The sequence below is a fragment of the Saccharothrix syringae genome (genome assembly GCF_009498035.1).
Taxonomy (GTDB): domain Bacteria; phylum Actinomycetota; class Actinomycetes; order Mycobacteriales; family Pseudonocardiaceae; genus Actinosynnema; species Actinosynnema syringae.
The window spans coordinates 4,009,815-4,021,970 of the sequence record NZ_CP034550.1 but is presented as its reverse complement, the minus strand read 5'-3'; the positions used below and the strand labels follow the sequence as shown (position 1 = coordinate 4,021,970).

Here is a 12,156-nt window from a genome sequence, read left to right as displayed (position 1 = left end):
GCGACGCACCTCACTGTCGACCGTCTTGGATCATCAGCAAAGATGCAATCGGTGATGCCGGACATCAGCGGGGCCGATACCCTCGGCGGCTGTGAACCTGACCAGCCTCGACCTGAACCTGCTGGTGGCGCTGGACGCGCTGCTCCAGGAGCGCGGCGTCACCCGGGCGGCCGAGCGGATGGGCCTGAGCCAGCCCGCGGTGTCCGCGCACCTGGCCAGGCTGCGCCGGCACTTCGACGACGAGCTGCTGACCAGGGTCGGCAACTCCTACCGGCTCACCCCGCTGGCCGCGCAGCTCAAGGAGCTGGCGCGGACCGCGCTCCAGGGCGTCGAGCGCGTCTTCGCCGCCGAGGCCGACTTCGACCCCGCGTCCTCGACCCGCGAGTTCTCGCTGCTGGTGAGCGACTACGGGGTGGCCGTGCTCGGCGCGACCGTCGCGGCGCTGCTGGCCGCCGAGGCACCCGGCACGCGGCTGCGGCTGAGCCCGAACACCCCGCAGGTGGTCGACGCCGTCCCGCAGTCGCTGGCCGCGGTCGACCTGCTGCTGATGCCGCACGGCTTCCTCCAGGACCTGCCCCACCAGGACCTCTACCGCGACGAGTGGGCCTGCCTGGTGTCCGCGGACAACGCCGAGGTCGGCGCCTCGCTGACGGTCGAGCAGCTGCGCACCATGCCGTGGGTCGCCTCCTACCACGGCCCGACCGCCTCCACGCCCGCCGCGCGCCGGCTGCGGCTGCACGGCATCGAGCCGCGCGTGCAGGTGGTCACCGAGACGTTCCTGACCGTGCCGGGCCTGGTCGCCGGCACGGACCGGGTCGCCCTGCTCCAGCGGCGCCTGGCCGACCGGCTGCCGGACGAGCTGGGCGTGCGCGTCCTGCCCTGCCCGTTCGAGGTCGGGCCGCTGCTGGAGGCGATGTGGTGGCACCCCGTGCACGACGAGGACCCCGCGCACCGCTACCTGCGGGACGTCGTCGCGCGCGCCGCCGCCTCCGCTTAGCGGACCAGGCGGAAGAACGCGCGCAGCTCCGCGGCGAACAGGTCCGGCTGCTCCCACGCGGCGAAGTGGCCGCCGCGGTCGGGTTCGCCCCAGTGGCGGATGTCGGGGTAGCGGTTGGCCGCCCAGCGCCGCGACGGGCGGGGCACCTCCTTCGGGAACACCGTGGCCCCGGTGGGCACCGCGACCACGTCGTCGGTCGCCTCGCCGAACCACGCGCCGACCTGCCGGAAGCTCTCCCAGTACAGGCGGGCCGACGAGGCCGCCGTGCGGGTCAGCCAGTACAGCGAGACGCCGTCGAGCACCCGGTCCCGCCCCAGCACGGACTCCGGGTCGCCGCCGCTGTCGGTCCACGCGGCGAACTTCTCCACGATCCACGCGCACAGCCCGGCCGGGGAGTCGGTCAGCGCGTACCCGACCGTCTGCGGCCGGGTCGTCATCTGCTCGGCGTAACCGGACCCGTCGACCTGGGCGCGGCGCAGGTCGGCCAGCGCCGCCTCCTCCGCCGGGGTCAGGTCGTCGAACGTGGCGGGGTCCGGCGCGGCGATCGGCGGCATGACGTGGATGCCCACCAGCTCCCCGGTGTCCTGCTGCCCCATGCTCGTGGTGACGCTGGTGCCCCAGTCGCTGCCCTGCGCGCCGTAGCGGTCGTAGCCGAGCCGGGCCATCAGCTCCCGCCACGCGGCCGCGATCCGCTGCACCGTCCAGCCCGGTTCGGCGGGGCGGTCGCTGAAGCCGTAGCCGGGCAGCGACGGGATCACCAGGTGGAAGGCGTCGGCCGGGTCGTCCGGTTCGGTCAGCAGCGGGATCACCCGCTCGAACTCCAGCACCGAACCGGGCCAGCCGTGGGTGAGCACCAGCGGCAGGGCGTCCTCGTGCGGGGAGCGGACGTGCAGGAAGTGGACGTGGACGCCGTCGATCGCGGTGCGGAACTGGGGCAGCGCGTTCAGCCGTCGTTCGGTGGCGCGCCAGTCGTGCGCCGTGGCCCAGTGGTGGCAGAGGTCGCGCAGGTAGGCCAGCGGCACGCCCTGCGACCAGTCGGGGACCGGTTCGGGGTCCGGCCAGCGGGTGCGCAGCAGGCGGTCCCTCAGGTCGGCCAGGTCGGCTTCCGGGATGTCGATGCGGAACGGGGTCACGGGGACCGGGTTCACCACTTCAGCTCCAGTTCGACGAGCAGGGCCCGGGCTTCGGCCCGGCACAGGTCGCGCTCCGGTTGGCCAGGCACCGGGCGGCCTCGGCGCGGTCGGGGCGCGGTCGGGTCGGGTCGGGACGCGGTCGGGTCGGGACGCGGTCGGGGCGGAGCGCGGTCGGGGCGGGGCGCGGTCGGGTCGGGGCACCGTCGGGTCGGGGCGCGGACGGGCCGGGGCGCGGACGGGCCGTGCGCGATGTCCCGGACCGCGGTCGCGGCGAACTCCCACTGGTCGCGGCGGACGTCGACCGGGGTGGCGGGCCGGTCACCGCGAGGTCGGGCGCCGGGTCCGGCGGTAGCTCCAGACCAGCAGCGCGAGCAGGACCAGGCCGGACAGGACCAGGCTCGACCCGGTGCTCCAGCCGCTCATCGGCAGCGAGTCCACCACGCCCCACACCACGCCCGCCGCGATCAGCAGCAGGCCGGCGGCCACCGAACCGGCGATGCGCAGCGGCGAGGCCACGCTGTCCTCCGCCGCTTTCATGGCCCGGTCGCGCACCGGGTCCACGTACCGCTCCAGCGCCGGGAACTCCGAGGCCAGCACGAGCAGGCCCGCGAGCACCAGCAGCAGCCCCGGTCCGGGCAGCACCAGCAGCGCCACCCCGACGACGAGCAGCAGCCCGCCCGCCACCAGCACGGCCACCCGCTTCACCGGCCTGCCCACGCCCACGCGCCGCTCCTTCCGCCGCCCCCAGGATGCCCAACGCGGGCCGTCGCCGCGCGCCGGACCGGTCAGGCGTCCTCCGGGTACCAGCGCAGCTCCACGGTGTTGCCGTCGGGGTCGGCGACGTAGACCGAGGTGGCGGTGCCGCGGGCGCCGAAGCGCGGCACCGGGCCCTCCAGCACGGTCAGGGTGCCGGCGCGGATCACCTCCGCCCAGTCCAGGGGCTCGACGACCAGGCAGAGGTGGTCGACGTTGGTGCTGCCGCGCGGCCTCGCGACGAAGTCGATGATCGTGCCCGCGCTGACCCGGGCGGAGGGGAACGGGACCTCGCCGGCCCGCCAGCGGTCGACGCGGACCGGTTCGAGACCCAGCGTGCCGCAGTAGAAGTCCAGGGCCCGGTCGACGTCGGCGACGTTGAGGACCAGGTGGTCGAACCCGGTGACGCGCACCGCGGTCACCCCCGGTCCAGGTCGCGGGCCTGCCGGAGCCAGGCGGTGAACAGGGCGGCGTCGACGTCCCCGGTGCCGGTGAGCCGGACCGAGGCCATCCGCCTGGCGCCCGGGGTGAGGCGGCCGGACGGGTCGTCGACGTCCTGGCCGCGCCACAGGCCGAAGGTGACGTGGGCGCGGTGGGCCTTGACCAGGCAGACCGGGTCGCGGCCGGGCTTGTCGCCGGCGCTCCAGGTCGGGTGGCCGTGCCACATCGCGGCGGTGGTGCCGGGCAGGGCCCGGTCGATGACGGCGCGCAGCTCCTCGCCGATGTCGCGCAGCGGGGCGTCCAGGGCGGCGAGGTAGTCGGTGACGGTCATGGGGTTCGCTCCTTTCGACGGGATCAACGATCTCCTCCGGGCGGGCGCCGACCAAGCCGTGATCGGACTACGATCGTTGAACCGGGTTCAACGATCGGGGTGGGGCGGGTGCTCGAACGGCACGAGGTCGAGACGTTCCTGACCCTCGCCGAGGAGCTGCACTTCGGGCGCACCGCCGAGCGCCTGCGCGTGACCACCGGCCGGATCAGCCACGTGGTCAAGAAGCTGGAGCGGCGGGTGGGCGCGCCGCTGTTCGAGCGCACCAGCCGGGTCGTGCGGCTCACCCCCATCGGCGCGCGGCTGGCCGACGACCTGCGCCCGCTGGTGGCCGGGGTGGAGGCCGCGGTGCGGCGGGCCGTGGACGCCGGGCGCGGGGTGACCGGGCGGCTGCGGGTGGCGTTCGTCGGCGAGACCGCCGCGCCCGTGCTGCTGCGCGCGATCACCCTGTTCTCCGAGCGGCACCCCGACTGCGAGGTGGTCGTCACCGAGGCGCACCTGGCCAACACCCGCTCCGGCCTGCTCGACGGCACCGTCGACGTGCTCATCGCGTCGTTCCCGTTCGACGGCATGGCCAACGGCCCGGTGCTGCTGCTGGAGCGGCGGGTGCTGGCGGTGCCGGCGGGGCACGCGCTCGCCGCGGCCGGGTCCGTGTCGCTCGAAGTGCTGGCCGACCACCCGGTCGTGCAGTACCCGGAGGTCACGTCAGCCGCGTTCAAGCGCGACCGCACCCCCGAGCGCACCCCGTCGGGCCGGCCGGTGCCCAAGGGGCCGGTCGGCAACACCGTCCCCGAGATGCTGTCGCTGGTCGCGCTGGGTCGTGGCGTCCTGCCCGTCGGGGAGCTGACCGCCCGGTACTCCTCCCGGCCCGACCTGGCCTACGTGCCGATCCACGACGCGCCGCCCATCCGCCGCGGCCCGGTGTGGCTGGAGACCAACACGACCGCCAGGGTGCGCGAGTTCGTCCGCGCGGCCGCGGACGCCAACCCGCTCTGACCGCGGGCGCGGGCGGGGTGTCGGTGACGGGCTGGTGGTCGGTCCGGCGGTCCCCCGGTGTCAACGGCAACTCGGCGCCCCCCAACGGAAGACACGGGCAGGCCGGGGTTTGCGTGCTCTACTGGTCCGGGAGGCGGCCATGTGGACGACCTCGGGAAAAGCCGGCGCGACGACCGCCGCTGTTGCTCCGTGCGTTGTTCCCGGGCGGGTGCTCGGCCTTGAACGACCGCGGACCCGGATCGCGGCGACGCGGATCCGCGCGGGTGAACGCGTGACGATCTCCGGCCACGGCCGGCTCGCCCGGTGATCGACCACACCGCGCCCCGAGTGCGCATCGTGCACCTCGACGGCGCCACGTTCGAAGCCCTCGCCCGTGCCGCTGCCCGCGTACTTCGCGGACCCGGACTGGCGCGGGGTGTGGCGGCTGCGGGCCCGGCAGGTCGAGCGGGACCCCGCCGCCGCGGCCTGGGTCACCGGCGTCACCCCGGCGCACCGGCGGCACGGTTACGCCCGCGCGGCCCTGGAAGCGCTGCTGCGCCGCGCCACCCGCGAGCCCCTGGTGCGCGGTCGTGTACGAGATGCCCGCCTGAACCACCGGGTGGAGAAGGGGTACGAGGGCAAGCGCCCACTCCCGGGTGGGCATCACCCCGGCCGGGCGCGAGGCGCTGACCCGGGAGATGAGCCGGCACGACGCCCGCCGGGCTCAGGACGACCACCAGGAGAAGCCGTCCGACCCGCCACCGCGCACCGCGGCCAGGGCCTCGTCCAGGGTGCGGTGCAGCCCCAGCAGCTCCTCCATGTCGGCCACCCGGATCGGCCGGGCCACCGCGCGCCGCCCGGCCACCACGGCGAAGCCGACGTCCAGCACGTCGGCCCGCTGCCTCGCCTCCACCAGCACGGCGATGCCCATCGAGCCGAAGAACCCCACGTCGTCGAGGTCGACCACCAGGGCCGGGGCGCCGCGGTTCAGGCAGGTGAACAGCACCTCGCGGACCCGCCGGAAGTTGTCGACGTCGACATCACCGTGCACGGCGGCGACGAACGCGTCGCCACCCTCGACGACCTCGACCGTCACCGACTCCTCGACGTCTTCCAGCACGACGCTCCTCCGCACCCGACCGCGCACCCCACCATGGCCGCGAACGCCCTCCACCGCCATTACCCGTTCGGTGGGCGCGCGACACGGGGTGCGCGTCTCATTTCGGCACCGAACACCTCACACCTGCGGCAGGTCCCCGATCACCTCCCGCAGCTGGTGCCGCCCGCTGACACCCAGCTTCGGGTAGGCGTTGTGCAGGTGCGAGCCGACCGTGCGCGGCGACAGGAACAGCCGCTCCGCGATCTCCCGGTTGCGCAGCCCGCGCGCGGCCAGCAGCACGACCTCCCGCTGCTGCGCGGTCAGCTCCGCCAGCGGGTCGGCCTCGTGCACCGACTGCACCGACGACACCGACGGCACCGGGCCGCCACCGGCGCGCAGTTCCAGCCGCGCCCGGTCGGCCAGGCCGGTGGCACCCAGCCGGGCGAAGGTGTCCCGGGCGGCGGCCAGCACGCGGTGGGCGTCCAGCGGGCGGCTCTGCCCGCGCAGCCACCGGGCGTAGTGCAGGCGGGCCCGCGCCCGCTCCAGCGGCCACTGCTCCCCCGCCGGGTCCACCACGGCCAGCCGGTAGCTGCGCTCGACCCGGGCCCGCGGCGCGTGGTCGTCCAGCTCGGCCACCAGGGCGTCGGCGTGGTGCAGCTGGAGGCGCAGCCGGGCCGTGGGGCGCTCGGGTTGCGCGGCCCGGACCGCGGCCACGACCGCCGCCGCGTCGTCCCGGGCGCGCACGGCGCGGGCGGCGGCCGCGAACTCCGCGATCGACCTGGGCGACAGGAAGTAGTGCAGCGCCGTGCCGTCCACTCCGTACAGTGCGCGGAAGTGGCGGTAGGCGCCCTCGTGGTCGCCGGCGGCCGCCGCCGCCAGGCCCGCGGCGCGCAGCAGCCGGGCGTGCGTGGCGCGGTTCTCGTCGAGGTCCACCGCCGCGCGGACCTCGACCGGCCTCGGCTGCCCGCGCAGGGCCGCCAGCTCGCCGCGCAGCGCGGCGACGTCCGCGGCCAGGTAGCGGAACCGGTGCACGACGGCCAGTTCGGCGGCCTCGGCGAGCAGCAGCTCCGCGTCCGCCCAGCGGCCCGTGTCGAGCATCGCGGACGCCAGGGCCGGGACGCACATGACGATCATGCCGGGTGAACCGCGCCCGCGGGCCTGCCGGAACGCCTCGACGGCCGCCTCGGGCTCGTCGGCGAACCAGGCCGTGGACGACAGGCTCAGCAGGCGGGCGACGTCGACCGGGCCGTCCAGCCGCCGGTGCACGGCCGCGCCCGGGTCCTCCAGCACCCGCCTCGCGTGCGCGTCCGGGTCGCTCTGGACCAGCACGTTCTCCAGCATCGCGGGCCGCACGGGCAGCGGGACCAGGCCCGCCGGGTCACCGGGCGGGTCACCGCCGAGCCGGTCGAGCAGCGCCCGCAGCGACGCGCCGTGCCCGGGCAGCCCCGACTGGACGCGCACCGCGGCCAGCACGCCGGTCAGCGCGAGCGCGGTGCTGCCGTCGCGCGGCCGGTGGTCCTGCAACGACGCGCGCAGCAGCTCGAACGCCTCCCGCTGGTGCCCGGACAGCGACAGGCCGTGCCCCGCGCCCGCGGCGGCCACGCCGAGCACGTCCGGGTCGGTGGTCAGGCGCGTGACCTGCGCGTACAGGTCGCGGATCCACGCCGGGTCGCCGAAGTCGTCCGCGGCGGTGACCGCCCGGGCGTAGCGCCGCGCCCGCCGCCCGGGGTCGGGGGTGCACTCGGCGGCCCGCTCCAGCGCGCGGGCGGTGGCGTAGCGGCCGCCGCGGAGCTGGGCGAGCGCGACGGTCTCCTCCAGGGCCCGCGCCACGGCCTCGTCCGGCGCGACGGCGGCCTCGGAGAGGTGCCACGCGCGGCGGGCCGGGTCGCCGACGACGGCCGCGGCGATGTCCCGGTGGGCCCGGGCCCGCAGCTCGGCGGGCGCGCCCTCGTAGGCGGCGGCCCGGACCAGCGGGTGGCGGAACCCGACCCGGCCGCGCACCACCACGACCAGCCCGGCCCGCTCGGCGGGCGCCCAGCCCGACAGGTCGTCGCCGACGCCGGCCGCGGCCATCGTGGTGGCCAGGTCCTCCTGCTCCGCCGCGGCGGCGTAGACCAGCAGGCGCCGGGTCTCCTCGGGCAGCTCGCGGAGCCGGTCGGCGAACATCTCCCGGAGGCGGGCGCCGCGCGGCAGGTCCCGGCCCGGCAGGGCGGCGCCGGAGGCGACCGCGCGGGCCAGCTCGACCAGCGCCAGCGGGTTGCCCGCGGCCTGCTGGAGCACGTCGATCCGGGCCCGGCCGGTGGGCGCGTCGGGCAGCCCGTCGAGCAGGCGGGCGGCGGCGGACTCGCCCAGCGGGCCGAGCACCACCGCGGGCACGGTCGCCTCGACCCGGGCCGGCCGGACCGAGGCGCGGGCGGCGAGCAGCACCACCAGCCGCTCGTCGGTGAGCCTGCGCAGCACGAACGACAGCACCTCGCAGGTGTCCCGGTCGACCAGCTGCACGTCGTCCACGGTGACCAGCACGGGCCGCTGCCGGGCGGCGGCGCCCAGCAGGGCCAGCACGCCCAGGCGCAGCGCGGTCGGGTCCGGCGCGACGGGCACCCCGGCGAGCCCGCACGCGGCGGCGACCGCCTCGCCCAGGTGCGGCGGCAGGGCGCCCGCGCCGGGCAGCAGCGGGCCCAGCAGCTGGTGCAGCACGGCGAAGGACAGCTCGGACTCGGCCGCGCAGCCGCCCGCGGCCAGGACGGTGCGGCCGGTCGCGGCGGCGCGGGCGGAGGCCAGGTCGAGCAGGCTGGTCTTGCCCGCGCCGGCCTCGCCGAGCAGCAGCAGCGAGCGGGGCCCGTGCCGGCCGGCGTCGACGGCATCGACGACCCGGCGGGTCTCCTCGTCCCTCCCGATGAGGTCCACGGTCGTCCTCCCGGGCCGGAACTGGTGGTGCCCCGCCAGTCTCGCCGACGGTCCCCGGCCGGCGGAACGAAACGTGACGCTGTCGATAGTGGATTCGACGACACCGCTTGTAGGATCCGCGTCAGAGGTGAGGCCGATGGGATCGGAGCAGGTCGGGTGGGGCGCGCAGCCCCCGGAACCGCCGCCGGTGCTCGACCCCGCGGTGGCGCGGCTGGTCCGCGCCTCGGCCGCGCCGCCGCACCTGCAGGAGCTGGGCCCGGAGGACGGGCGGCTCGCGCTGCTGGAGTCGCAGGGCTACTCGGTCGACGACGACCGCGCGCCGGCCCGGTTCTCCGTCGCCCCGGTCGGCCCGTCCGGGCTGGTGGGCTTCCACGACGTCCGCCCCGCCGGCGCCGCCGGCTCGCTGCCCGCCGTGCTGTACGTCCACGGTGGACGGTGGATGCTCGGTGACGCCCGCACCCACTCGCGGCTGGTGCGCGACCTCGCGCTGGCCTCGGGCGCGGCGTTCCTGGTGCCGGAGTACACCCGCGTCCCCGAGGCGCGCTACCCGGTCGCCGTCGAGGAGTGCTACGCCCTGCTCACCTGGGCCGTCGAGCACGCGGCCGACCTGGGCGTGGACGGGACGCGGATCGCCGTCGCGGGCGACTGCGCCGGTGCCACGATGGCGACCGCGCTGACCATGCTGGCCAAGCGCCGCGGCGGGCCCCGGCTGCGGGCCCAGCTGCTCTACTACCCGCTGACGGACGCGCGGTGCGACACGCCGTCGCACCGGCGCTTCGCCGAGGGCTACCTGCTGACCAGTGGCCAGGCCCGGTGGTGCTGGGAGCAGTACGCGAGCCGCCCCGCGGACCTGGACGAACCGACCGCGGTGCCGATGCGCGCGTCGCGGGCGGACCTGGCGGGCCTGCCGGCCACGCTGGTCGTCTCCGCCGAGGCGGACGTGGTGCGCGACGAGGGCGAGCGCTACGCCGAGCGGCTGCGCGAGGCCGGGGTGCGGGCCACCGCCACCCGGTACGCCGGGACCACGCACGACTTCGCCTCGCTCCGGCCGCTGGAGGCCATCCCGGCCACCCGCGCCGCCGTGGCCGAGGGCGGCGCGTTCCTGCGCGCCGAACTCGCGTGACCTGACTCACCGGTTTCTGGTTCCACCACGCCTTTTCCCCCTCCGAGCCGGTCCACCACGTCCGGCCGGTCTGTGACGTGCGACATAAGTCGATCGACCGAACTTCCGCCGCGCCAAGCACTTGCGTCGATCGACCGATGCGTCGACCGGCCCGCGGCTGCCAGGGTCGGTGGCATGACCGAAGAGCACCCCTTCCCCACCCCCGTCCTCGAACCCGCCGCCCAGGAGTTCGTCGAGGCGACCGCCGTGCCGCCGTTCCTCTACCAGCTCGGCCCGGTCGACGGCCGCAAGACCGTCGACGCCGTGCAGGCGGGCGAGGGCGTCGAGCGGCCCGACGCCGACATCACCGACCTGACCGTCCCCGGCGGCCCCTCGGGCGAGGTGTCGATCCGCGTCGTCCGGCCCGCCGGCAGCACCGGCGCCCTGCCCGTGGTCCTCTACACCCACGGCGCGGGCTGGGTGTTCGGCAACTCCCACACGCACGACCGGCTGGTCCGCGAGATCGCGGTGCGCGCCGGGGCCGCGGTGGTGTTCACCGAGTACAGCCTCTCCCCCGAGGCGAAGTACCCCACCGCGATCGAGGAGGTCTACGCGGCGCTGCGGTGGGTCGCGGCGAGCGGCGCGGAGCACGACCTGGACCCGTCGCGGATCGCGGTGGCCGGCGACTCCGTGGGCGGCAACATGTCCGCGGCGATCACCCTGCTGGCCAAGCGGCGCGGCGGGCCGGAGCTGGCCGCCCAGGTGCTGTTCTACCCGGTCACCGACGCCTCGTTCGACACCTCGTCCTACCGGCAGTTCGCCACCGGCTACTTCCTGCACCGCGAGGGCATGCGCTGGTTCTGGGACCAGTACACCACCGACCCGGCGCAGCGGGCGGAGATCACCGCGTCGCCGCTGCGGGCCGGCACCGAGGACCTGGCCGGGCTGCCCGCCGCGCTGGTGATCGTCGCCGAGGCCGACGTGCTGCGCGACGAGGGCGAGGCTTACGCCGCCAAGCTGCGCGCCGCGGGCGTCCCGGTCACCGCCGTGCGGTACCAGGGGATCATCCACGACTTCGTGCTGCTCGACGCGCTGCGCGACACCCACGCCGCCCGCGCCGCGGTCAAGCAGGCCGGTGACTTCCTGCGCGACGCCCTGCACGCGTGAGCACGCCCACCGTCGTGCTCGCGGTTCCCCGGTCGGTCGGCCGGGGGACCGCGGGGGCGTCCGCGCGGAAGCGGCGGTTTGTCGGTAGGTCTCGCTAACGTCCTCCTCATCCGAGACGGGAGGACTTCCGATGGCTGTGGGGGGATGGCGCCCGACCGCGGGCGCCGCGGCGGTGGCGGTGGTCGCGGCGGTGGTGCTACCGGCGGTCGCCCAGGCCGGCCCGTACTACTGCGACTGGGCGCAGGAGGAGCTGCCGGTGCCGCCGGCGCTGGTCCTGGGCGGGGTGTCCGGCGTCTCCGACGACGGCGGCTGGGCGGTCGGCAACGGCCGCACGCCCGCCGGTGACACCGCGGTCGTCTGGCACGGCGGCGAGTACCGGACCCTGTGGTTCCGGCACGAGACCGACGTCTCCGACGTCAACGGCTCGGGCGTGGTGATCGCCTCGACCGACCGGGCCGCGGCGCGCGGCGCCGACGGGAACTGGGAGCAGTTGGCACCCCGCGCGGGCTACCACTACGCACGAGCGGAGGGCATCAACGACGCCGGCGACGTGGTGGGCGTGTCCGGTGGGCAGCACACCGGCGCGGTCGTGGTGTGGCCCGCCGGCGCGCCGGCCGCGCCGCGCGTGCTGCCCGGCACCGACGACGGCGGGTACTGGGCGGTGGCCGGCATCGACGACGAGGGGCGGGTCGCCGCCCACGAGCAGGCGGCCGAGGGCGCCGCGGCCTACCTGTGGGACGCCTCGGGCGGGCGCGTCGCGCTGGAGCCGCTGCCCGACCACCGCTCCACCGAGGTCGTGGCCGTCCGCAACGGTCACGTGGTCGGGTACTCGACGGGTGAGCGGGGGCGGGCGGCCGTCCTGTGGGACTCCTCGGGGCGGGTCGAGCGCGTGCTGGAGTCGGCCTCCGAGGTCTACGACGTGAACGCGGCGGGTGACGTGGTGGGGCAGGTGGCGTGGCCGGCGCAGACGGTCGTGTGGCGCGGGGAGGGGGTCGTCGACCCGGTGCCCGCGGTCTCGTGGCACGGCCTGCTGACCGACGGCGGTGACGTGTACGGCGTCGTGGGCGGCGACCCGTACTCCACGGCCTTGCGGATCCGCTGCGGGTGAGGTGTTCCCGGGGATCGGGGCCGCCTGCCGTGGTGGTGGGCGGCCCCGATCCCGCAGGCGGGACGTCACCCGCTCGTGGACGCCGGGCACCGGCCGGCAGCGCACCACCTCGCCCGCCGGCGGGGACGTGACGGCTGCGGTGCGCC

At 76.3% G+C, this 12,156-nt stretch carries 11 protein-coding genes; 5 read left to right on the top strand and 6 right to left on the bottom strand.

The window, feature by feature from the left end; genetic code table 11:
- Positions 1 to 91 precede the first annotated feature (91 nt).
- The gene (locus tag EKG83_RS17725) at positions 92 to 997 is read left to right on the top strand and encodes a LysR family transcriptional regulator (protein WP_033433744.1); all 906 of its coding nucleotides are present in this window, start codon (positions 92 to 94) and stop codon (positions 995 to 997) included.
- Here the strand turns inward: EKG83_RS17725 and EKG83_RS17720 are convergent.
- The 4 genes from EKG83_RS17720 to EKG83_RS17705 all read right to left on the bottom strand — a co-directional run bounded on the left by EKG83_RS17720 (position 994) and on the right by EKG83_RS17705 (position 3,655).
- On the bottom strand, positions 994 to 2,145 hold the full coding sequence (locus EKG83_RS17720; protein ID WP_228122656.1) for an epoxide hydrolase family protein: 1,152 nt from the start codon (positions 2,143 to 2,145) through the stop codon (positions 994 to 996). The two genes, EKG83_RS17725 and EKG83_RS17720, sit on opposite strands and share 4 nt — an antisense overlap.
- A 303-nt stretch (positions 2,146 to 2,448) precedes the next feature.
- Positions 2,449 to 2,853: a PGPGW domain-containing protein gene (locus tag EKG83_RS17715; RefSeq protein ID WP_033433743.1), complete on the bottom strand. Its 405-nt coding sequence runs from the start codon at positions 2,851 to 2,853 to the stop codon at positions 2,449 to 2,451.
- A 62-nt stretch (positions 2,854 to 2,915) separates the two neighbouring features.
- A complete protein-coding gene (locus EKG83_RS17710; protein ID WP_211269198.1) occupies positions 2,916 to 3,305 on the bottom strand; it encodes a VOC family protein in 390 nt (129 codons plus the stop codon).
- The gene (locus tag EKG83_RS17705) at positions 3,302 to 3,655 is read right to left on the bottom strand and encodes a DUF1801 domain-containing protein (protein ID WP_033433742.1); all 354 of its coding nucleotides are present in this window, start codon (positions 3,653 to 3,655) and stop codon (positions 3,302 to 3,304) included. Before EKG83_RS17705 ends, EKG83_RS17710 begins: the two co-directional genes overlap by 4 nt.
- Before the next feature lie 108 nt (positions 3,656 to 3,763).
- Here EKG83_RS17705 and EKG83_RS17700 point away from each other — a divergent pair, with 108 nt between their 5' ends.
- Positions 3,764 to 4,648, top strand: coding sequence for a LysR family transcriptional regulator (locus EKG83_RS17700; protein ID WP_033433770.1), 885 nt, complete (start codon positions 3,764 to 3,766; stop codon positions 4,646 to 4,648).
- A gap of 703 nt (positions 4,649 to 5,351) precedes the next feature.
- Here EKG83_RS17700 and EKG83_RS17695 read toward each other — a convergent pair.
- Both EKG83_RS17695 and EKG83_RS17690 read right to left on the bottom strand, forming a co-directional pair.
- Entirely contained in the window at positions 5,352 to 5,747 is a 396-nt protein-coding gene (locus tag EKG83_RS17695; RefSeq protein WP_051766551.1) for an STAS domain-containing protein, read from the bottom strand.
- 117 nt (positions 5,748 to 5,864) lie between these two features.
- A complete protein-coding gene (locus EKG83_RS17690; RefSeq protein ID WP_051766550.1) occupies positions 5,865 to 8,633 on the bottom strand; it encodes a helix-turn-helix transcriptional regulator in 2,769 nt (922 codons plus the stop codon).
- Positions 8,634 to 8,769: 136 nt separating this feature from the next.
- On the opposite strand from EKG83_RS17690, the gene EKG83_RS17685 reads away from it, so the two are divergent.
- The 3 genes from EKG83_RS17685 to EKG83_RS17675 all read left to right on the top strand — a co-directional run bounded on the left by EKG83_RS17685 (position 8,770) and on the right by EKG83_RS17675 (position 12,010).
- On the top strand, positions 8,770 to 9,756 hold the full coding sequence (locus EKG83_RS17685; protein ID WP_051766549.1) for an alpha/beta hydrolase: 987 nt from the start codon (positions 8,770 to 8,772) through the stop codon (positions 9,754 to 9,756).
- A gap of 174 nt (positions 9,757 to 9,930) precedes the next feature.
- Positions 9,931 to 10,902 (top strand): alpha/beta hydrolase, encoded by a 972-nt coding sequence (locus EKG83_RS17680; RefSeq protein WP_033433741.1) that lies wholly within the window; start codon positions 9,931 to 9,933, stop codon positions 10,900 to 10,902.
- 130 nt (positions 10,903 to 11,032) lie between these two features.
- Complete coding sequence (locus EKG83_RS17675) at positions 11,033 to 12,010, top strand: hypothetical protein (RefSeq protein WP_153278186.1); 978 nt, start codon at positions 11,033 to 11,035, stop codon at positions 12,008 to 12,010.
- Positions 12,011 to 12,156 lie beyond the last annotated feature (146 nt).